Consider the following 20,372-nt stretch of genomic DNA (forward strand, 5'->3'; position numbering starts at 1 on the left):
ACAGGTCGTTCCGTCCGCTTGCTTGGAGCCTCATTGTTGCACATTTTGCAGGATTTAACTAAAAAAGTTAGTGGCTGTAGTACATTGTTGCATCATTTGCAGGAATTCCGGGGATTAGAGCAAGTTAGCGCTGGCTTTGTTGCATTTCATGCAGGATTTTAGCACCGGTCGTTTCTATTGGTCCGTATTGTTGCATTTCATACAGGATTTCACTAACAATGTTACAGGCTGCGGAGCATGGGGCGCATTCCTCATCGCAGCAGCACGATTGTATTCAGATTTCCGTATACATGTGGTCCGATTACCTTCGTAGTTCTAGTGGTATGAATCTGCGAGAGGCGACTCCCTGCTGCCCGGTACGTTACCTTCATAGCGCAACAGTCTTCGCCTTGGCATCCTCCAGCAGCATCTGAATCAGCGACTGGAGGGGCAGGGACTTCCACTTCTTCGGATGCAGCAGCAGCTGCAGATCGAAATGAATCTCCGGGTGGGCAAAAGACAGCTCGGACAGGTTCCCCCGCTCGATCTCCTCCTCCGCCACAATCCGCGGCAGCAGCGCTATGCCCAGGCCATTGCGTACACAACGCTTGATCGCTTCCAGATTCGACAGCTCAAAACCAATCCGAAACACGATTCCGTGGTCCCGGAGCAGGTTCTCGAACAGGCTGCGGTAAATGCAGCTCTCCTCGGAGACAATCAGCTCGCAGTTGTTCAGATCCTGAAGGGTTACCTGCTCCAGCCGGGCCAGCGGATGGCTGGCTGGTGCCACGAGGACAAGCGGCTCCTCACGGATGATCGTCCGCGTAAGCGTGCTATCCACTGTGCTGCGGTCCAGCAGAAGGCCGATATCGACCTCGCCGTCCCTGATCTTAGAGATCAGATTGGCCTCCTGCTCGGTCTGCAGATGAATATTCAGACCAGGGAACATCGTCCGCAGCTGCTGCAGGAACGGCGGCAAATAGAAGGCGGCGAGCGAATCAATCGTTCCGATAGTAAGCGTTCCGCCGATCTGCTGGGCAATCGTTTCCTTGGAGCGGTCATAGAGATCCAGAATCTCCACGAACAGCTTAAGCAGCTCTTCCCCGGGCGGAGTCAGGCGCAAGGCGCGGCCATGCCGTTCGATAAGCGGTACTCCGTATTCCTTCTCAATCTTCTGTATCTGCATTGTGACGCTGGACTGTGCATAGCCCAGCTCCTCAGCCGCACGCGTGAAGCTCTGCCGCTTGGCCACTTCGCGGAAGGTCCGCATATACGTTAAATCCATCGTCTCACCCTAACATCAATATTATTGATAACCCACATCATTTATTATAGCTAACAACGATGCAATAATCCATGGTACAGTAGAACAAACGGATTTTACATTTTTGGAGGACGATATTCATGTTAACAGAAGAACAGATTTATGGAATTTATGTTCCCGTGGTCACCCCGTTCCACGCTGCCGGTGAGCTTGATCTCGAATCGTATCAGCGTTATGTGAACAACATCATCAAGAACAATATTCATGGTCTGGTCGTCAATGGAACCACTGGAGAATCGCCGACAGTCAATATACAGGAATTACAGACACTCGTGGATACCTCACGGGAACTCTTGAAGTCCAGCTCCATCCCGCTCGTGGTGGGCACAGGTACGAATGATACTTACTCTACCGTGGCCCGTACTGAGCTGGCGGCCAACGCAGGCGCCGATGCCGCACTGGTGGTTGTCCCTTATTACAGCCGTCCGTCTCAGGAAGGCATCATAGCTCATTTCCGCAAGGCGGCAGAGGTGGGTCTGCCCATTATGGCTTACGATATCCCGGGCCGCACAGGGGTCGGCATGACGCTGGACACCGCCCGTACGATTCTGGAGATGAATAATGTCGTAGGGTTAAAAGACTGCTCCGGCTCCCCCCTGCTCGTCTCCGAGCTGTCTAAGAGCGGCGGCAAGCCCGTGCTCTGCGGCGACGATCTGCATTTCTTCGACATGCTGGGCTACGGGGCCGCCGGAGGCATGCTGGCCTCGGCCAATGTACATACCGGCCGCTTCCTCAGCATCTACGAGCAGTACAGAGCCGGTCAGATTGAGGCTGCACAGGCTGCGTATGAGCAGTTGGTGCCGCTGATGAAGCTGCTGTTCAAGGAGTCCAACCCGGCTCCGATCAAATGGTTGCTCAGCGAACTCGGAGAGCTCGCCTCGGATACGCTCCGCTTGCCAATGACTTCCATTAGCGCCGCGCTGCGCGAGGAGCTGGGCGCCTACCTTGCAGAGGAAGCTGTCAGCGGCAGACAAGAAGCGATGTAACAGATAAGAGGACGTGTAACAGACAAACACCCGCCATTTTCAGTGAGAACCTGAGAATGGCGGGTGTTTGTGTTAGACACGGTCAAGCATTACTGCACGTTACAAAATCGAATTACGAGCGGCCCGCTTTAGCCGCTGGACGGCTGGACGGACGTCCGCTCTGACCGCCAGGTCTGCTGCCCGAAGGGTTTGAACGGCCGTATGAGCCGCCAGACGATTTCTGGCTCTGGCTGCCGCCTGGACGCCCGTTGGTATTAGCCTGGCCCTCTGAAGCACCTCTCGCTCCACCGCCAGCATAACTGCTGCCCGATGCGCTTCTAGCCCCACTGCCTGCATGACCGCTTCCAGAAGCGCCTTTAGCGCCACCTGTGTTGCCGCCGCTCTGCTGTTTGCCTTGCGCGAACCATTCCGACTTCGGCTTGCGGGGCGGATTCGTCTTGGCCTTCTGCGACGGTTTGACCGGCGCTTTGCCGGGACGGTCTGCCAGCAATGCCAGATTGCTCTTAGACATCGGATACGCATGCTCCTTGATCTCGGGAATCGTCTTGCCAATCAGCTTCTGGATATCCTTCAGATACGGAATTTCCTCCGCTTCGCACAGCGAGATGGCGATGCCGCTCATCCCCGCACGGCCGGTCCGGCCAATACGGTGAACATAGGTTTCCGGGATATTCGGCAGGTTGAAGTTGATGACATGGGACAGCTCATCAATATCAATTCCGCGCGCAGCGATGTCTGTAGCTACCAGTACGCGGGTCGCTCCGCTCTTGAAGTTTCTTAGCGCATTCTGGCGCTCATTCTGTGATTTGTTCCCGTGGATGGCCTGTGCTGTAATATTAATGCGGGTTAAATCCCGGGTTACCCGGTCCGCGCCGCGTTTGGTGCGTGTGAATACCAGCGCCGATACAATCGACGGGTCCTGCAGCAGACGGTTCAGCTGATTCTGCTTATTTCCGTTCTCCAGCAGATAGATCGACTGCTCAATTCTGTCTACCGTGGAGGAAACTGGAGTAATCTCGATTTTCACCGGATTGACAAGCAGTGTTTTCACCAGCTGCGAAATCTCCGCAGGCATAGTCGCTGAGAAGAACAAGGTCTGCTTCTTGAGCGGCATCTTGGCGATAATCCGCTTCACATCATGAATGAAGCCCATGTCCAGCATGCGGTCCGCTTCATCCAGCACGAGAATCTGCACATGCTGCAGATCCACACGCTTTTGGCTGATCAGGTCGATTAGACGGCCCGGTGTAGCAATCAGAATGTCGGCACCGATGGCAAGCGCCCGCTCCTGCGCCTTCTGTGATACTCCACCAACAATGGCTGTCGAACGGATGGTTGTGAACTTGCTGTAAGCCTGAATGTTCTCCTGAATCTGCAGCGCCAGCTCGCGGGTAGGCGTAAGAATCAGGGAACGGATGCGCTTGCCTCCGCCGGTTCTGCCCGGCTGCTGGCTCAGCAACTGAATAATCGGCAACGAGAAGGCCGCCGTTTTACCGGTACCGGTCTGTGCGCAGCCCAGGATGTCTCTGCCGGCTAATGCCGCAGGAATAGACTCTTCCTGGATCGGGGTTGGGGATGTATAGTTTTCCAGGCTAAGCGCCTTAAGAATCGGGGGGATCAGGTTCAAATCGTTAAATGTCATTTTATCTCCTTCATTGGGCATACATATATTGGTGAATCCTTAATTCCGTTACTGTATATTCCTTTTGCGGCGTCTCCACATAGCGCTCAGCAAAGTCATAACACATAATGATACCACATAAAAGCGAATATGAAAACTTTCATTTCTTTCTTTTCAAAAAAATATACAACAAAAAAGCAGAGGAAGGGTCCCCTGCTCTTGTCTTACCTATTATAAAATACTAGTCTAGGATTTCAGCGGTATCGCCATTATTGGCACCGGCAGCGTTAGCTTCATCAGTATCGATGTGCATGTCCAGCTTGAAGCTGTCGGATACGCGTGCAATTACGTTCTCCAGCACCAGGCCGCGTTCGCCGCCCAGACGTACCTTCAGGAGCTGCTTATCGGCAATGCCCCAAGCTTCTGCTTCGGAAGTATGGAAGTGGATATGGCGCGCTGCTACAATAACACCAGTCTCCAGCTCAACTTCACCGGCAGGTCCTTTAATTGTAATTCCTGGTGTTCCTTCAATATTGCCGGATTCACGGACAGGTGCCTTCACGCCGAGGCTGAAGGAGTCTGTGCGGGATACTTCCAGCTGCGAAGCCGGACGGGCAGGTCCGAGGATTCTTACTTTGTCGAACTTCCCTTTCGAACCAATGACAGCCACTTGCTCATTCGCTGCGAATTGTCCGGGTTGGGACAGGGGTTTGAACTCGGTCAATTGATAACCAGGGCCAAACAATGCTTCTACGTGCTCCTGCGTAAGGTGAATATGCCGGGCCGACACACCTACGGGTACAGTCTTGCTCATTTTTAAGTCACTCCTTGTATTTTCTCTAGTATCTGTACAAGCCACTGAACATTATACATCTTATTACCCGAAAATAAAAAGACCCGCATCACAATGCGAGGCTTTTTTCCGGGCATATTACGATTCTGTGAATGCTTCATCCTGATTTTCCCAATTCATAGTCACTTCCTGGTGAGCGAAGAGGTTAAACCTGCGGAAGAAGGCAGCTGCTCCCTCAAGAACCCCAGCGCATTCTCATACAGCCAGCCCCGTACATCAGCTTCGGGATAGTATTTCAGCAGCATCTCGGCGAACTCCGCGTATTGCCCCGGATGCTCCAGCCCTTCTACCCACGCTTCAATTCCGTCAAAATCCGAGCCGAACATCAGCTGTCCGCTCCCGCCAAGACCACAGACATGCTCAATGTGCCTCCGCATATCTTCCCTCCGGGCCGCTCCTTCATTTCGCACGAACCAGGGGACAAAGGTAAGCCCGATTCGCCCGTCCCTTACAATCAGTGCCTTCAGCTGATCATCACTCAGGTTGCGGGGATGACTGCATACCGCTGCGCAATTCGAATGCGAAGCAATGAACGGACGGGTACTGTGCTCCAGCAGCTCCCAGAAGCCTGCCGGGGCCAAATGCGATACATCCAGCAGCATTCCGCTCCCATTGCACCAGTCAATCAGCTTCCGGCCATGCTCAGTGAAACCGCCGTTCCGCCGCTCCAGCACACCGTCCGCCGCCCAGTTAGCATAGTTCCAGGTAATCCCCAGGCAGCGCACACCCAGCTCGAAGCATAACTGGGCATAGAACAGATTGCCCTCCAGACCGTCCACGCCCTCCAGAGAGAGCATTCCATAGGCCGGTGCAGTGAAGCTGCCTTCCTGCGCTTCTTCCTTCCACCTCAGCCACTGCAGCCCTCCAGAACCGGTAACCTTTTGATGGAAGCACTCGATTTGCCCCAGAATATCCTCGAACTTTGCCCTTCCGCGCACCGCAGACAAATAGATGGCAAAAACCTGCAGTCCGACATTTCCCTCTGCCAGCCGCGCTGCGGTCACATCCAGCCGGGGATCATTCTTGAAGTCTATCCCTGGATTCGCCTGCAGCTTACTCAGAGCATCACAATGAAAATCCGCCACCTTCAGCTTCCTGTTTCCCACCATAGGTCAGCTCTCCTTCTTCCTTCACCTGCTGAATATTTAAATGAACCGTTGACGGTCCAGCGTCTATTTCATGTATATGCACCTAACTGAAGCGGCAGTCAGCACAGCAAAAAGCCTGTTTACAGTGTAAACAGGCTTAATCTAAATGATTCACTTGAGTTATCTAGGTTCCACAATAAGTTTGATTGCCGTCCGGTCTTCCCCATCAATCACTATATCCGTAAAAGCCGGAATACAGATCAAGTCCACTCCGCTAGGTGCGACAAATCCCCGGGCGATGGCAACGGCCTTCACGGCCTGGTTCAGTGCTCCTGCTCCAATAGCTTGTAGCTCGGCCGATCCACGTTCGCGAAGAACACCTGCTAATGCGCCAGCAACGGAATTTGGATTGGATTTAGCTGATACTTTTAATACATCCATAGTAAGTACCTCCCCTGGGAAAATGATGGTGTTCTTCTTCCACTACAGTAGATGTTATTCGCTTCAGAAGAATTAATTCCTTCTTTTTGCGGACCTCTCCGGAGAAAATAGTTCAAAAGATACTCTTTTTCGATATAATAAATATCACACTTCACCCAAAACAAAATGAGTATTACCTAATTACCTATTTGTATGAAAACCCTTCTAGCTCATCACCCATTCATCCTCACGCAGCCGGATCTTCTCCAGTCGTGTCGCTCTGCCTGTAGCTTCATCAAGTTCTGCGAATAGACCATGCAGCTGCCATTTGCCTTCGTCGACTACAAACCGGGAGGGAAGCTGAGTTGTAAATTTATAGATGATCGCATCCTTTTCCATACCCAGAATCCCTTCTCTTGAACCAACCATACCCGCATCTGTAAGATACGCCGTACCTCCAGGCAGGATCACATCATCATTACTCTGCACATGAGTATGTGTGCCGACTACAATCGAAGCCATTCCATCCATAAAATAGCCCATAGCTATTTTCTCGGAGGTTGCTTCCGCATGGAAATCCACCAGAATGCACTTATGCTCTCTGCGCAGTTCCTCCACAATCTCCTCGCCTACCCGGAACGGGTCATCGATCGCCGGAAGAAAGGTACGGCCCTGCAGATTCACAATCGCCAGCTGCTTGCCGTTCCCCTTAACAACGGTATAGCCCCGGCCCGGTGTCCCCGGCGGAAAGTTAGCCGGACGGATGATCCGCGGCTCGTCGTCGATGAACTCGAAGATATCCTTGTTGTCCCAGGTGTGATTGCCCATCGTAATACCGTGGATACCCCAGTTAAAGAATTCGTTAGCGATAGCAGCGGTGATCCCTCTGCCGGCAGCGGCATTCTCACCATTGGCAATGATGATATGCGGCTGATATTTGCTTTTCAGGGAAGGCAGCATTTCACGCAGCGCTTTTCTGCCTGTATTGCCTACAATGTCTCCGATAAATAAAACTTTAATAATCTTCTCCTCCTAAATTTTTGGTTTGTGTATGCTCTGCCAACCATATATCGCTGCTTAAGTATAATTTCACCTATTCTGCTTCATTCCAAACTCCAAGGTGCATGCGGCACAGGGTAGAGCATATCAGATGAATTCAGCAGGCTCCAGTGTGAATGGATACATCAGCGGCTCATAGCTTTCACGCATGAAAAAAGGCCCCGCAAGGGGGCCGATTTCCTTATTTATTTCGCATATTCTACAGCGCGTGTCTCGCGGATTACCGTAACCTTGATATGACCCGGATAATCCAGCTCACTCTCAATCATCTTCGTAATATCGCGGGCCAGACGGAAGCTTTCGGCATCATCAATCTTCTCAGGCTGTACCATTACGCGAACCTCGCGGCCCGCCTGAATGGCATAGGATTTCTCGACACCCTCGAAGGACTCCGAGATCTCCTCCAGCTTTTCCAGACGTTTGATGTACGTTTCCAGGGTCTCACGGCGTGCACCTGGACGGGCAGCCGACAAAGCATCAGCAGCACCAACCAGCATAGCAATAACCGAGGTAGCCTCGCAATCTCCATGGTGGGACGCGATACTGTTGATAACCACCGGATGTTCCTTGTACTTCTTCGCCAGTTCGACGCCGATTTCAACATGCGAACCTTCCACTTCATGATCAAGCGCTTTGCCAATATCATGCAGCAGTCCGGCACGTTTTGCAAGCACGATGTCTTCCCCAAGCTCACCGGCCATAAGTCCAGTCAAATAAGCAACCTCCATGGAGTGCTTCAGTACGTTTTGACCGTAGCTCGTGCGGAATTTCAGGCGGCCCAGAATTTTGATCAGATCCGGGTGCAGACCATGAACGCCAACCTCGAAGGTAGCTTGTTCACCGTATTCGCGAATCCGTTCATCCACTTCTTTGCGGGATTTCTCCACCATTTCTTCAATACGTGCAGGATGGATACGTCCATCTGCCACCAGCTTCTCCAGTGCCGTACGGGCCACTTCGCGGCGGATCGGATCAAATCCTGACAGAATAACTGCTTCCGGCGTATCATCAATAATAAGATCAATCCCGGTCAGAGTCTCCAGCGCACGGATATTGCGGCCTTCACGACCGATGATCCGGCCCTTCATCTCTTCATTCGGCAAGGTAACGACAGATACCGTAGTTTCCGCCACATGATCAGCCGCACAGCGTTGAATCGCCAAGGTGATAATCTCACGGGCTTTCTTGTCCGCTTCTTCCTTAGCCTGCTGTTCGATTTCCTTGATCATCTGAGCAGTTTCATGGCGAACTTCCTGTTCTACATTGCTGAGAATGATACTTCTGGCATCATCGATGCTCAGATTGGAGATACGTTCCAGTTCAGTAACCTGATTCTTGTAAATAACATCAATTTGCTGTTGGGTTTCATCAATTCGTTTCTCTTTGTTAGCTACTTGTTCTTCTTTTCGTTCAAGCGATTCCATTTTTTTATCCAGCGATTCTTCCTTTTGCAGCAAACGTCGCTCTTGCCGTTGGATTTCATTCCGACGTTCACGAGTTTCTTTCTCAGCTTCGGTACGGATTCTATGAACTTCGTCCTTAGCTTCGAGTACCGTTTCCTTCTTCAGCGCCTCCGCCTCTTTCTTCGCGTTCTCCACGATGACTACGGCTTCTTTCTCTGCGCTGGAAATCTTAGCTTCTGCAAGGGATTTACGAATAAAATAACCGAATCCAAAGAATGCTGCAGCTACAACGAGAACGACTATGACCCAGATCAATGGATCCATCTGTTCACCTCCTCGTTGATATCCTCCAAGGATCTTCCCTTGGGTATTTGTGCAGTTGTTAAACTATCCGTTCATCACCATACAAAAAACCGGTAATACACCGATTGCCATACTGCACATGCTGCACATGCACATTGCCCGCCTTATCCGGCGATTACATTTCATATGAGTTGTACGCGAACCGGAACATAAGAGTCTGCTTTTTGGGAAGGAAAAAGGAATCTTAGTTTATGCCGATTCATGTTATATTTTATTATTTATAAAAAGACCTTGTCAAGAGAGTCGATAACCGCAATTAAGTCAAGAGAATCAATCCGGGAAGTAAAACTCCTCTTCTTCCCCCTCAGAATTCTCCTCTTCACGCAGAATCCCGATCACCTGGCGCACCATTTCACCAGAGAATCCCCGGCGCATGAGGAACGCCCCTGTCTTCCGCCGTTTGTCGTTCACATCTCCCCGGATCGTATTCCATTTCTTCCGTCCGGTCAGCAGCGCGCTCTCCAGCTCCTGCTCGGGTGTGATCTCATCCAGCGCTTCCGCAATCAGCGACTTATCAATCCCTTTCTCCCGCAGCTCCTGCCGGATCCACATCTTACCCTTACGCTGATTCACAATCCGCTGCTCCGCCCACTGCTTGGCGTACAAGGTATCATCAAGCAGACGTTCCTCCTGCAGGCGGAGCAGAACTTCGGCAATAACAGTCTCCCCTATTTCCTTCTCCCTTAAACGGCGGGCCATCTCCTGTGCGGTTCTGGGCTTGCGCTCCAGATACCTAAGCCCCTCCACATACGCCCGCTGGCGCTCGTCTGCGGCAACAATATCCTCCAGATCTGCTTTTACAAAAGTACTCCCGGTAATCATCCGGTATTTAATCATGACATCTTCATGAACAGTCATGTTGTAGTCTCCGAAATGGATTAGATAACGATAATTAGACTTCTTAAGCCGCTCTACCTTTGTAATTACCAGCTCTTGATCTGCCGGGAAATCCGCCAGCACCTGCTGCTCATCCTGTTCTTCGAATTCCTCATCCAATTGTATAACCATCCTGCCGATCACCTGCTTAAGCTGAAATATTTGCGAAAAGGCACCCTGTAATATCCTCCACAGGGCGCCTATCCATCATGACTTCATTATTCAATTAGAAGTAGAGGAGTACTTAATTACTCGATCTCAAGCAGCAATTTCTCTTCTTCCTCTTGCTCCGCAACCACATCTGCTTCAGATGGTGCCGCTACCAGAGTTGTCAGATTACTTGCCTCACGGATCTTGTTCTCGATCAGCAGAGCAATATCCTGATGTTCCTTCAGGAACTGCTTGGAATTCTCCCGTCCTTGACCCAGACGTTCGCCTTCATAGGAATACCAGGCACCGCTCTTGTTGACAATATCCATCTCCGTACCGATATCCACAAGGCTTCCCTCTCTGGAGATTCCTTCGCCGTACATGATATCTACATCCGCTTGCTTGAACGGAGGCGCTACCTTGTTCTTCACAACCTTGATCTTCGTACGGTTACCCACAACATCGTTACCCATCTTGATACTCTCTACCCGGCGCACATCCAGACGGACGGAGGAGTAGAATTTCAGAGCGCGTCCACCCGGAGTGGTCTCTGGGTTACCGAACATTACGCCAATCTTCTCACGAAGCTGGTTAATGAAGATCGCAATGGTGTTGGATTTGTTAATGGCGCCTGACAGCTTCCGCAAGGCCTGAGACATCAGACGGGCCTGCAAGCCTACGTGGGAATCACCCATGTCGCCTTCAATTTCCGCCTTAGGTACCAGTGCTGCTACAGAGTCAACTACAATGATGTCTACTGCTCCGCTGCGTACAAGTGCTTCAGCGATTTCCAGGGCCTGTTCACCCGTATCAGGCTGGGACAGCAGCAGCTCATCAATGTTAACGCCAAGCGCCTTGGCATACTTGGGATCAAGCGCATGCTCAGCATCGATGAAGGCAGCTTGTCCGCCCTGCTTCTGTACTTCGGCGATCGCATGAAGTGCAACCGTCGTCTTACCGGAAGATTCCGGTCCATATACTTCAATAATACGTCCTTTGGGAAGTCCGCCAATACCTAGTGCAATATCAAGTGCCAAAGATCCGCTAGGTACAACTTCCACTTTCATGTGAGTGGATTCTCCCAGTTTCATTACCGAACCTTTACCGAATTGTTTTTCTATTTGACGAAGCGCCATATCAAGCGCTGCACGACGATCTGACAATCAGACCACTTCCTTCACTGTTTATAGTATTATAATAACGTGTTTTGAAGGGCTTGCCAAGTCTTTTTTAGAACATACATTCGTTTTTTTTGCTCCCAGGGATAATACTCCCTTTTATTGTAAGATGCAGGCCTCCTTCCGGATGCAAAACTCAGCAGGTGCTTCTCTTCCGCTTCTTACGTTAACAGGAACAGCCATAGGATAATTTGTTATACCTAATATAAAACAAAAAACCGCAGCATGATCGCTCAAGCCACGGTTCTTCCGTATACATGAATTATATACCGGCACGTACAGTTATTGCAAGGCCGAGCCTTCCAGCGGAGTGGCAACCTTGCGTTCTTCCAGGCGGCGCCACAATCGGTACAGCAGCGCCTTGACGGTGCGCAGGCGGATGTTGTCACGGGTGCCCTTCAGATTCAGCTCATATACCTCTGTCTTGCAGCCCCGCTCAGCCAGTCCTACGAACACAAGACCCACCGGCTTGCGCTCAGAATATCCCGGTCCGGCTACACCGGTAACCGATAAGCCGAAGTCCGTGTCACCAATCATACGCACCTGCTCAGCCAGCACCTCCGCAACCTCGCGGCTCACCGCTCCCGGGGCATCCGGACCTTCAAGCATGGCGGAAGGCACATTCAGCAGTTTCTTCTTAATATCATTGGAATAACACACGATCCCCCCGGCAAACATGGAGGCGCTGCCCGGAATATTCGTAATACTCTCCATCAGCAGACCGCCCGTACAGCTCTCGGCAGCACTCAGCGTGAGTCCCGCATCCGCCATCCAGTCCACAATGAGCTGCTCCAGCGGCACATCGATGTTGGCATACAGATGCTCCGGCAGAATGTCAGCAATCGTCTTCTCGAGAGCATCGAGCTTGACCATAGCTTCCCGCTCGGACGGCGCCTTGGTGGAGATGCGCACGGTCACTTCGCCTTCCTTGGCATACGGGGCAATCGTTGGATCGCTCTGGCTGCGGATCAGCTCAATCAGCTTGTCCTCCAGCAGCGACTCGCCAATCCCGGCGAACTTCAGCATCTTCGAGTAGAGCGGCATTTCACCAGTAAGAGCATGCTGCTGAAGCCATGGCTTGGCCTTATCCGTGAACATCGGCTTCATCTCCCGGGGCGGGCCGGGCAGCACGATATAATATTTGTCTTCTTCTGCAAAAGCAATCCCTACCGCAAGGCCGGCATCATTGGACAGAGGAGTCGTCCCTTCAATGACAAGCGCCTGCTTGCGGTTATTCTCAGTCATTACAATCTTGCGGTCATCGAAGAAGCGCTGCACATGATCCATGGCCAGCTGGTCGATATGCAGGGTCCGGCCAAGCGCCGCAGCCAGCGCATCCTTGGTCAGGTCATCCTCGGTCGGGCCAATCCCGCCCGTGAACAATATAACATCCGCCCGGCTCTGAGCAATCCGGATCGCTTCCAGAAGGCGGCTTTTGTTATCTCCCACAACGGTCTGAAAATAAACGTCAATGCCTAATGCAGCCAGCTCGACTGAAAGAAACTGGGCATTGCTGTTCACGATTTGTCCAAGTAAAAGTTCTGTTCCAACGGCAATAATCTCTGCTTTCATAGCTGACGTTCTCCTCCTGATTGTAGGTATCCTGCAAGGTTCAGCCTGTTCTGGGCGTCTCAGGCTTTGTTCAAATCCAGCAGATCCTTGTTCTTCACGAAATAATCAATGCCAGAGTAAATGGTAATGATGGCTGCCGCCCAGATCGCAATGTCATCCACAGGGATACTGACGAACTGGAACGGGAAATTGTTAAGCAGCAGCAGGGAAATGGCAACAATCTGAATCACTGTTTTTACCTTTCCCCATTTGCTTGCAGCCACTACCTTCCCTTCCAGCAGTGCCACCTGGCGCAGGCCGGTCACAGCAAACTCGCGGCTGATGATGACAATGGCAATCCAGGAATCGCATCTTCCCAGCTCAACCAGCGAGATCAGCACGGCCGAGACCAGCAGCTTATCCGCAAGCGGATCGAGCAGCTTGCCCAGATTGGTGACCATGTTATATTTTCTGGCTATGTAACCGTCAATTCCATCGGTACTGGCTGCCAGCAGAAAAATAACCGCCGCGACCAAGTGATTAATTGAAAGCTGAAAGGAGCCCCAATGTATCGGTTCCGGATAGAAGCTGAAGTCCACCAGCAGAAAAAACATCATGATTGGGATAAGGCAAATACGTGCTAATGTGATGCGGTTGGGTAAATTCACTGAAGGTTCCTCCCCTAGTCCATACGAATCCGGTATTCCAGCATTTTCTTCAAAACTGCTTAGCTAGTATATTATAGCCATAAATAAGTGTCAAAAAAACATGAAGCACCCCGCAAGTAAGGTAAGTATACACTGCGGGGCACATGATCTTACTTTAAATTGTTAAACTGTAAATCAAGCGGCAAATCAGCCTTGCGCAAGAGCTGGATAATCTGCTGGAGATCGTCGCGGCTTTTGCCGGTCACGCGGATCTGATCACCCTGGATCGTGCTCTTAACCTTCAGCTTGGAATCGCGGATCAGAATATTGATCTTCTTCGCGTTCTCCTGGTCTATTCCTTGCCGCAGTCCCAGCCGCTGGCGCACCGTGCCGAGCGAAGCCGGCTCCACTTTGCCGAAATCCATATTCTTCAGCGTGATTCCCCGCTTCACCATCTTGGTCTGGAGGATATCAATCACTGCATTCAGCTTGTATTCATCCTCTGAGGCGATGACAAGCGCATCCTTCTCCAGCTTCAGGCTGCTCTTGCTGTTCTTGAAATCAAACCGGTTATCGATTTCCTTCTCGGTCTGATGAACCGCATTGGTCAGCTCCTGCATATCCATCTTGGATACGATATCAAATGAACTTTCTGAACTCATGGTTCCACATCCTTTACTTACAATTAGTCTGTTCCTATTATATGAGATAGGGGCTCTTAAGTCTAATACTGGAAAAGAGTCAGGTGGAAACGGCATTCCGTCCTTTGTAAGGACGGTACCGTTTCAGCGAGAAATAGAAGGATAATTTATAGCGTGAACATATAAATTCTTATATTTGCACCTAAAAACACGCCTCCCGGAACCTGTCCGGGAGACGCTCACCTCTAAATATTATCTGCTGCGTGCAGGAGCCCGGAACATATCCAGAATCCCCAGCAGAACATGTGCCAGTCCAAAGCCCAGAATACCATATCCCCAGGCGCCCGGTGTCAAATAATACCCCAGGAGACTGACAATAATGCCAAGCCCTGTTACAATCCAGCTGACGGTCATGAGAGAATACACCTCACTTTGGCGTAAGAACTGTTAAACACTTCTAGGTTCTCCATTCTGCCAAAGACTATACATCGGGTGTACTATTCTCCTGTAGTGCTACCGTCAGTAGCGCCGTCCGTCCCGCTATCCAGTTCAAGCAGCAGGCGCGAGGAGGTTTTGCCGTCGGTGATAGCCTGTCCGTTGACCGAAATCGCGGTAGCCGGTGAATATCCCGATTTGATATACATTCCGCCGCTGTCCAGTGTAAAGCTCAGATTCTCACCGGCCTTGGTGTTCCCGAAGCTGAGCTTCTCCCCCTTGGAGTTCTCGCCCTTGTACACTTCAAGCCAGCTGACTCCCGTAGCGGCAATCTGTACCTGAACCGGGGTTCCGGCAGGTGCAGAGACCTTGTAAATGGTCGTCTTGCCCGATTTACGGTCCTGAGTAACGGTGACAGCACCCGGAGAAGCCGATGGAGACGGCTCTGGAGTTGCAGTAGGCGCAGTGGTTGCCGCGGCTCCAGCATCAGGCGTAGCCGCCGCATCCGCTGTCGCTGAAGGCACTGCACCGCCTCCAGCGGCAGTAGGAGAAGGCTTCACCTTCGCCGGATCTTGCGTGGCAGTCGTCAGGTTTGCATTATCCGCTTTCTCCGGCGAATCATTATTCAGCGTGGAAGAGGCATATAAGTAGATGACCACCAGGATCAGCACCGGGAAGGTCCACATCAGCAAGGTCGGGAGCCACTTGGCGTTACGCTCCGTTTCAGGCTTGCGGCTCCGCTTCTGAATCACGGTCTCCATGGTAGTATCGACAGGAGCAGCAGGCACATTGCCGTGCTCCTCCATCAGCTCATCCGGGTTAACCCCGACCGCCTCGGCATAGGTTTTGATAAAGGCCCGGACATAAAAGCTGCCCGGAAGCACTTTATAATCCCCTGCTTCGATGGCTTCCAAATATTTTTTGCGGATCTTTGTTACTTCCTGGACATCATCAAGACTCATCCCCTTTTGCAGACGAGCCTCCTTCAAATGCCGGCCCAGTTCCGACATACCATCACCTCCTGAATGTTGTGTGAGCAATGCTCTTAATGAAATATATTAAAGATCTTCACTGTAGCTTGTCGTAAACGACTCGTACAATATCTCTTCGTTCGGTGAATTGCGCAGCTCAATAATAATATCGAAGTCATCGAAGGTGAATTCGGATTCCCGCACAAAAATATCAGGATGCTCAATCACCTTGGTGCTTGCCATACTCATGACATTCTGCAGCAGGTTATAATGCTTCTCGTTCGAGCGGATGGTGCTGACGATCCCGTCAATGATAAATACATTATGCGGATTCATCTCGTCTTCGGCGAGCTGGCTGCGGACGGTCTGGCGCAGCAGCGTAGAGGAGACAAACGTCCAGCGCTTCATCGCACAGACGCTGCCGGCAATAATCGATTCTGTCTTGCCAACCCGCGGCATACCACGTAGTCCTATAACCTGATTGCCTTCCCTCTTAAACAGCTCGCCCAGGAAATCGACCAGCAGCCCGAGCTCATCGCGGGTGAAGCGGAAGGTCTTGCGGTCATCCGAATCCCGGTCGATATACCGTCCATGCCGGACGGCCAGTCGGTCCACAAGCCGCGGTGTACGGAGTGCCGTAACCGTTATATTATCAACTTTCTTGAGCATTTCGCCCATCAGCATGATCTTCTCATCGTCGCTGGTTTCCAGCAGCATTCCGCGCGTCTTGCCTTCCACGCCGTTAATCGTCAGAATATTGACTTCCAGCATCCCCAGCATCGAAGCGATGTCGCCTAACAGACCGGGTCTGTTCTTATGTATCTTATACTCCATATACCATTGTTTATATTCCACTTGTGCGCACCTCATAGATTCCTTTTCCCTGCATGTTGTTTCAGATACACGGGTCATGTTAATGATATATAAAAAAAAATTGAAAGGCAAGGACACGATTGTAATAATTGCAGAAAAGCTCCCGCAAGGGGAGCTTCTTCCGCGTACCTATGCGTTTTTCTTCGCCAGTTTGACCATGAGTCCGGCAATGGTATGCTTCTCATCATCCGTCCCGACATCCCACAGCTCTTTGATGGCCCGGTTGGAATAGTTGCCCGGATCGACCTTCTTGTCGAGGAATTCCCCGATTTCGAACGCCAGCTTGGTGATGGTCTCGTCGCTCATCCCCATTTTTTCGGCCTGAATGACCCGGTCGCCCAAAAAGCTTTTCCAGGTATCAAAGTTCTTCACTACGGAATCTGTTGACATCTTAAATCCTCCTCAGGTTTGTAATGATATTGAGATTTAGAAGCAACAGTTATAATATGTCTCAAGCCGGAAGGTCTTATGCTGGAGCATTTCTCCAGAGCAGGCTCATGGTTCCTGGCATTATACCGGTTATTACGTAATCCAGCCGCCGTTCGGACTGATGACCTGACCCGTGATATAACCGGACTCAGGCAGCGCCAGAAAATAAACAAGCGAGGATATATCCTCAGGGGTAGCCAGCCTCCCCGCAGGGATCTCCTCCTCCAGCATTTTCAGTTCATCCGCCTGCAGATTGGACAGCATGGCCGTGTGAACTGCTCCAGGCGCTACAGCGTTCACAGTGACCTTGGAGGGGGCCAGCTCCTTGGCGAGCGCCTTGGTAAAAGCATTCACTCCGCCCTTACTGGCCGAATAAGCCACTTCACAGGAGGCACCTGAGATCCCCCACACCGAAGACACATTAATGATCCGGCCGTAACGCTGCGTGACCATATAAGGCATGAAAATCTGGCTGCACATGAAGGTGCCCTTCAGATTCACCGCCATGATATCGTCCCACTCCTCCTCGGTCAGATCGGCTAACATGCCATAATGAGCTTTCCCGGCATTATTGACCAGGATATCCGGCATCATGCCGCTGCTCTCCAGCCTTTCAGCCATGCGTACGAGCTGACTACGGTCTTTCATGTCCGCCGCTACAGTCATTACCTTCGCCCCCAGCGCCAGACAGCGCCGGGCCACATCATTTGCCGCTTCATGCGAATTCATATAATGAATCACAATATTCATCCCCACCGAAGCAAAACGCTCAGCGATCGCGCCGCCGATTCCCCCGCTGCCCCCGGTAATGAGCACTGTCATTTCGCCAATCGGTTTGCTGTCCTCTCCCGGTAACATCATTAAGGACTCACCACCAGCGACACGGCCAGCTGCTCCCAGTTCACATGGGCATGGAGCCGGGCATTCACTTCCTCCAGAGTGATCGATTCATACAGGGGAAGCACTTCAAACAGATCTCCTCCACGGAACTGGTAACGGGTGAACTCATGGGCAATGCTCTCCGGCGAATTCAGCATCCGCAGGAAGCCGCCGATTTTCTTTTTGCGGGCCCGTTCGAAATCCTTCTCCGCGAAGCCCGTCTCCAGAATACGTCCTACCTCTTCCTTAATCCGTTCAAGCAGCAGCCCCGGATCTTTGGTATCGCCGCCGATCGCCGAGAAGGCATACTCCGCAGAGCTGTTAAATTCGTGACCGAAGCTGTCGGAGATCAATTCCTCGTCATAGAGCTTCTGATACAATGCCGTACTGCTGCCAAACAGCAGATCCAGCATCAGCTTCGTGGTCAGATCACGGCGCACCGCCGCTTCACCGCTCAGACCATCCACCTTTTCCTTGAAGCCGAACATCATTTTGGGGATGGATACAGCGAGCCTGCTCTCCACATGCTTGGAGGCTACCTGCTCAGGCTCCTCCGCGAAGATACGCGTAATTTCACCCTGCTTCTCATAGCTCTTGCCCTGCTGATTGCTGCGGATCAGTTCAAATACCTGCTCAGGGTCCACTCCGCCGACAACGAACAGCAGCATATTGCTGGGATGATAGAAGGAATTGTAGCAGGTGTACAGCGTTTCTTTGGTGATGGTTGAGATCGACTCAATAGTACCGGCAATATCGATGTGAACCGGATGGGTAACGTACATCGCTTCAATCAGCCCGAAATAGACGCGCCAGTCGGGATTGTCGGCATACATATTGATTTCCTGCCCAATAATTCCCTTCTCCTTCTCCACGTTCTCATCGGTAAAATAAGGACGCTGCACAAAATCAACAAGCGTGCTTAGATTCTGCTCAATATTCTCCGTGGCCGAGAAAAGGTAGACCGTCTGGTCGAAGCTGGTGAAGGCATTCGCAGACGCACCATTGGAAGCAAAAGTGGCAAAAATGTCGCCTTCCGGCTCCTCGAACATTTTATGCTCCAGGAAATGGGCAATTCCGTCAGGTACTGTAGTCTCCTCACCGCCCGCCACCTTGAAGTGATTGTCTACCGAACCGTATTTCGTGGCAAAGGTGGCGTAGGTTTTGAGAAAAGCCGGCTTCGGCAGCACATACACCTGCAGTCCGTTATCCATAACCTCATGATAAAGTGTTTCTTGAAGCCGTTCGTAATGGAGCTTCTCCATCCCTATTCCTCCTTCCCTGTCAGGAAATAAATCGTATCCAGCTCAAAAGTATCCGCCGCAGCCTTCACTTCAGCCGCCCCCATGCCGTCGACCTGGTCCATCAGCTCCTGGGCAGAACGGTCTTTGCCGGATAGCTGGCGGTTGAAATCAAAGGAAATCATCTCAAACGCCGAATCCTGAATCTCGGACAGCAGGTTGCGGATCATCGCCTTGGTCTGGCTAAGCTCCAGGTCAGTGATATTGCCGGCCTTCAGCTCATCCAGCTGCTTGCGGATAATATCAACGGCTTTGCCGTAGTTCTGGGTCTCGATCCCCGATTGAATCGTCCCGATACCCTTATGCCCGTCATAACGGGAGGAGGCATAATACGCCAGACTCTCCTTCTCGCGCACATTGACGAACAGCTTGGAATGCGGGTAACCGCCAAGAATACCGTTGTACATCAGCGCGGAAGCATACCGGTCATCCTTGTAGGTAATCGAGGTCCGCAGCCCCATGTTCAGCTTGCCTTGATTCACATCCAGCTTCTCCTCCACCGTCCGCACTTCCGTAACCGTGACTGGCGTGAAGTCCGAGGTGTAGCCTCCGGCTTCGGAGTGATGGGCCCGGCCAAAATGAGCTGTCACCAGCTTCTCGACCTCCTCAGGTGTGGTATCGCCCACAACATACAGATCAAGCGTAGCCCCATTCAGCCAGGAGGTATAGCTCTGGTACAGCGTCTCAGGCGTGATAGCATCCAGATCGGCCCGTTGACCGAGGGGATGAAGACGGTAAGGCTCGTTGCGGCACATTTCCTCAATGCAGCGTTCTGCCGCGTAGCGGATTTTGTCATTCACAATGGATTCCAGCTTCTTGCGGATCGTCTCGCGTTCTGTAGCTACATAAGAAGCCCGGAAGCTTCCATTCTCAAGCAGGGGGCGGGTCAATACCTCTCCCAGAAAAGCAAAGGATTCCCCAAGCAGGCTCTCCTTGCTCTGCACAAAGGAATCATTGATCGTATCCATCCGGAACTGGACAATCTGGTAATCCCCGCGTTTATAAATATCGAAGCCGAAGCCGGCACCGTACAGCTCCTCCAGACGCTCGCGGAATTGGGTTGTTTCCGGGTAGGACGCTGTCCCCCGGCGGAGTACAAACGGAACCAGTGCGGTAGAGGTCACTGTACTTTCTTCAAGCGGAACGCCTGCATACAGTGAGATGGCGAATGTCTTGAACGCCTTGGTCGGCAGAACATGTATGCGCATGCCTGCGGCATGGCCATGTTGAAATCCATTATTAGTCAAGTCCAAAACTCCTTTGCAGCGTGGATGGATGCTCTATAACAAGTTTATGAAGTATTATCCATTCTAAACCATTCCAAAGTAAGGAAGCAACCGGAGGACAG

At 51.6% G+C, this 20,372-nt stretch carries 20 protein-coding genes; 1 reads left to right on the forward strand and 19 read right to left on the reverse strand.

Going from position 1 to position 20,372, the window contains the following annotated elements:
- Positions 1–367: 367 nt before the first annotated feature.
- Complete coding sequence (locus MKX51_RS17225; RefSeq protein WP_340993262.1) at positions 368–1,264, reverse strand: LysR family transcriptional regulator; 897 nt, start codon at positions 1,262–1,264, stop codon at positions 368–370.
- Between the two features lie 119 nt (positions 1,265–1,383).
- Here MKX51_RS17225 and dapA point away from each other — a divergent pair, with 119 nt between their 5' ends.
- Positions 1,384–2,289, forward strand: a complete 906-nt coding sequence (dapA, locus tag MKX51_RS17230; RefSeq protein ID WP_340993263.1) for a 4-hydroxy-tetrahydrodipicolinate synthase — start codon at positions 1,384–1,386, stop codon at positions 2,287–2,289.
- 112 nt (positions 2,290–2,401) lie between these two features.
- On the opposite strand, the gene MKX51_RS17235 is transcribed toward dapA, so the two are convergent.
- The 18 genes from MKX51_RS17235 to yfmF all read right to left on the reverse strand — a co-directional run bounded on the left by MKX51_RS17235 (position 2,402) and on the right by yfmF (position 20,271).
- Positions 2,402–3,931, reverse strand: a complete 1,530-nt coding sequence (locus tag MKX51_RS17235; RefSeq protein WP_340993264.1) for a DEAD/DEAH box helicase — start codon at positions 3,929–3,931, stop codon at positions 2,402–2,404.
- Positions 3,932–4,151: 220 nt separating this feature from the next.
- Positions 4,152–4,724, reverse strand: a complete 573-nt coding sequence (gene pduL / locus MKX51_RS17240) for a phosphate propanoyltransferase (RefSeq protein WP_036692683.1) — start codon at positions 4,722–4,724, stop codon at positions 4,152–4,154.
- A gap of 161 nt (positions 4,725–4,885) precedes the next feature.
- A complete protein-coding gene (locus MKX51_RS17245; RefSeq protein ID WP_340993265.1) occupies positions 4,886–5,872 on the reverse strand; it encodes a dipeptidase in 987 nt (328 codons plus the stop codon).
- A gap of 159 nt (positions 5,873–6,031) precedes the next feature.
- Positions 6,032–6,292 carry a stage V sporulation protein S gene (locus MKX51_RS17250; RefSeq protein ID WP_019910496.1) on the reverse strand — a complete coding sequence of 87 codons (261 nt, stop codon included), beginning with the start codon at positions 6,290–6,292 and terminating at the stop codon, positions 6,032–6,034.
- Between the two features lie 204 nt (positions 6,293–6,496).
- Positions 6,497–7,291 (reverse strand): TIGR00282 family metallophosphoesterase, encoded by a 795-nt coding sequence (locus tag MKX51_RS17255; protein WP_036724768.1) that lies wholly within the window; start codon positions 7,289–7,291, stop codon positions 6,497–6,499.
- Positions 7,292–7,515: 224 nt separating this feature from the next.
- The gene (rny, locus tag MKX51_RS17260) at positions 7,516–9,057 is read right to left on the reverse strand and encodes a ribonuclease Y (RefSeq protein ID WP_036724766.1); all 1,542 of its coding nucleotides are present in this window, start codon (positions 9,055–9,057) and stop codon (positions 7,516–7,518) included.
- Between the two features lie 309 nt (positions 9,058–9,366).
- Positions 9,367–10,104, reverse strand: a complete 738-nt coding sequence (locus tag MKX51_RS17265; RefSeq protein WP_340993266.1) for a regulatory protein RecX — start codon at positions 10,102–10,104, stop codon at positions 9,367–9,369.
- 116 nt (positions 10,105–10,220) lie between these two features.
- Complete coding sequence (gene recA, locus MKX51_RS17270) at positions 10,221–11,285, reverse strand: recombinase RecA (protein ID WP_076078685.1); 1,065 nt, start codon at positions 11,283–11,285, stop codon at positions 10,221–10,223.
- Positions 11,286–11,582: 297 nt separating this feature from the next.
- Positions 11,583–12,872, reverse strand: coding sequence for a competence/damage-inducible protein A (locus MKX51_RS17275; protein ID WP_340940122.1), 1,290 nt, complete (start codon positions 12,870–12,872; stop codon positions 11,583–11,585).
- Between the two features lie 59 nt (positions 12,873–12,931).
- Complete coding sequence (gene pgsA / locus MKX51_RS17280) at positions 12,932–13,519, reverse strand: CDP-diacylglycerol--glycerol-3-phosphate 3-phosphatidyltransferase (RefSeq protein ID WP_036724758.1); 588 nt, start codon at positions 13,517–13,519, stop codon at positions 12,932–12,934.
- Positions 13,520–13,668: 149 nt separating this feature from the next.
- Complete coding sequence (locus MKX51_RS17285) at positions 13,669–14,160, reverse strand: YajQ family cyclic di-GMP-binding protein (RefSeq protein WP_036724757.1); 492 nt, start codon at positions 14,158–14,160, stop codon at positions 13,669–13,671.
- Positions 14,161–14,391: 231 nt separating this feature from the next.
- The gene (locus MKX51_RS17290) at positions 14,392–14,553 is read right to left on the reverse strand and encodes a hypothetical protein (RefSeq protein WP_179090467.1); all 162 of its coding nucleotides are present in this window, start codon (positions 14,551–14,553) and stop codon (positions 14,392–14,394) included.
- An 83-nt stretch (positions 14,554–14,636) separates the two neighbouring features.
- On the reverse strand, positions 14,637–15,584 hold the full coding sequence (locus MKX51_RS17295; protein WP_340940121.1) for a RodZ domain-containing protein: 948 nt from the start codon (positions 15,582–15,584) through the stop codon (positions 14,637–14,639).
- 48 nt (positions 15,585–15,632) lie between these two features.
- Positions 15,633–16,400, reverse strand: a complete 768-nt coding sequence (locus MKX51_RS17300; protein ID WP_081751117.1) for a DUF3388 domain-containing protein — start codon at positions 16,398–16,400, stop codon at positions 15,633–15,635.
- Between the two features lie 147 nt (positions 16,401–16,547).
- On the reverse strand, positions 16,548–16,808 hold the full coding sequence (locus MKX51_RS17305) for a DUF3243 domain-containing protein (RefSeq protein WP_036692667.1): 261 nt from the start codon (positions 16,806–16,808) through the stop codon (positions 16,548–16,550).
- A gap of 132 nt (positions 16,809–16,940) precedes the next feature.
- Positions 16,941–17,708 (reverse strand): elongation factor P 5-aminopentanone reductase, encoded by a 768-nt coding sequence (ymfI, locus tag MKX51_RS17310; protein ID WP_036724753.1) that lies wholly within the window; start codon positions 17,706–17,708, stop codon positions 16,941–16,943.
- Positions 17,708–18,988, reverse strand: coding sequence for an EF-P 5-aminopentanol modification-associated protein YfmH (gene yfmH / locus MKX51_RS17315; protein WP_340993267.1), 1,281 nt, complete (start codon positions 18,986–18,988; stop codon positions 17,708–17,710). Before yfmH ends, ymfI begins: the two co-directional genes overlap by 1 nt.
- Before the next feature lie 2 nt (positions 18,989–18,990).
- A complete protein-coding gene (yfmF, locus tag MKX51_RS17320) occupies positions 18,991–20,271 on the reverse strand; it encodes an EF-P 5-aminopentanol modification-associated protein YfmF (RefSeq protein WP_445322011.1) in 1,281 nt (426 codons plus the stop codon).
- Between the last annotated feature and the right edge of the window lie 101 nt (positions 20,272–20,372).

Origin of the sequence: Paenibacillus sp. FSL M7-0420, assembly GCF_038002345.1 — a bacterium.
GTDB lineage: Bacteria > Bacillota > Bacilli > Paenibacillales > Paenibacillaceae > Paenibacillus_AQ.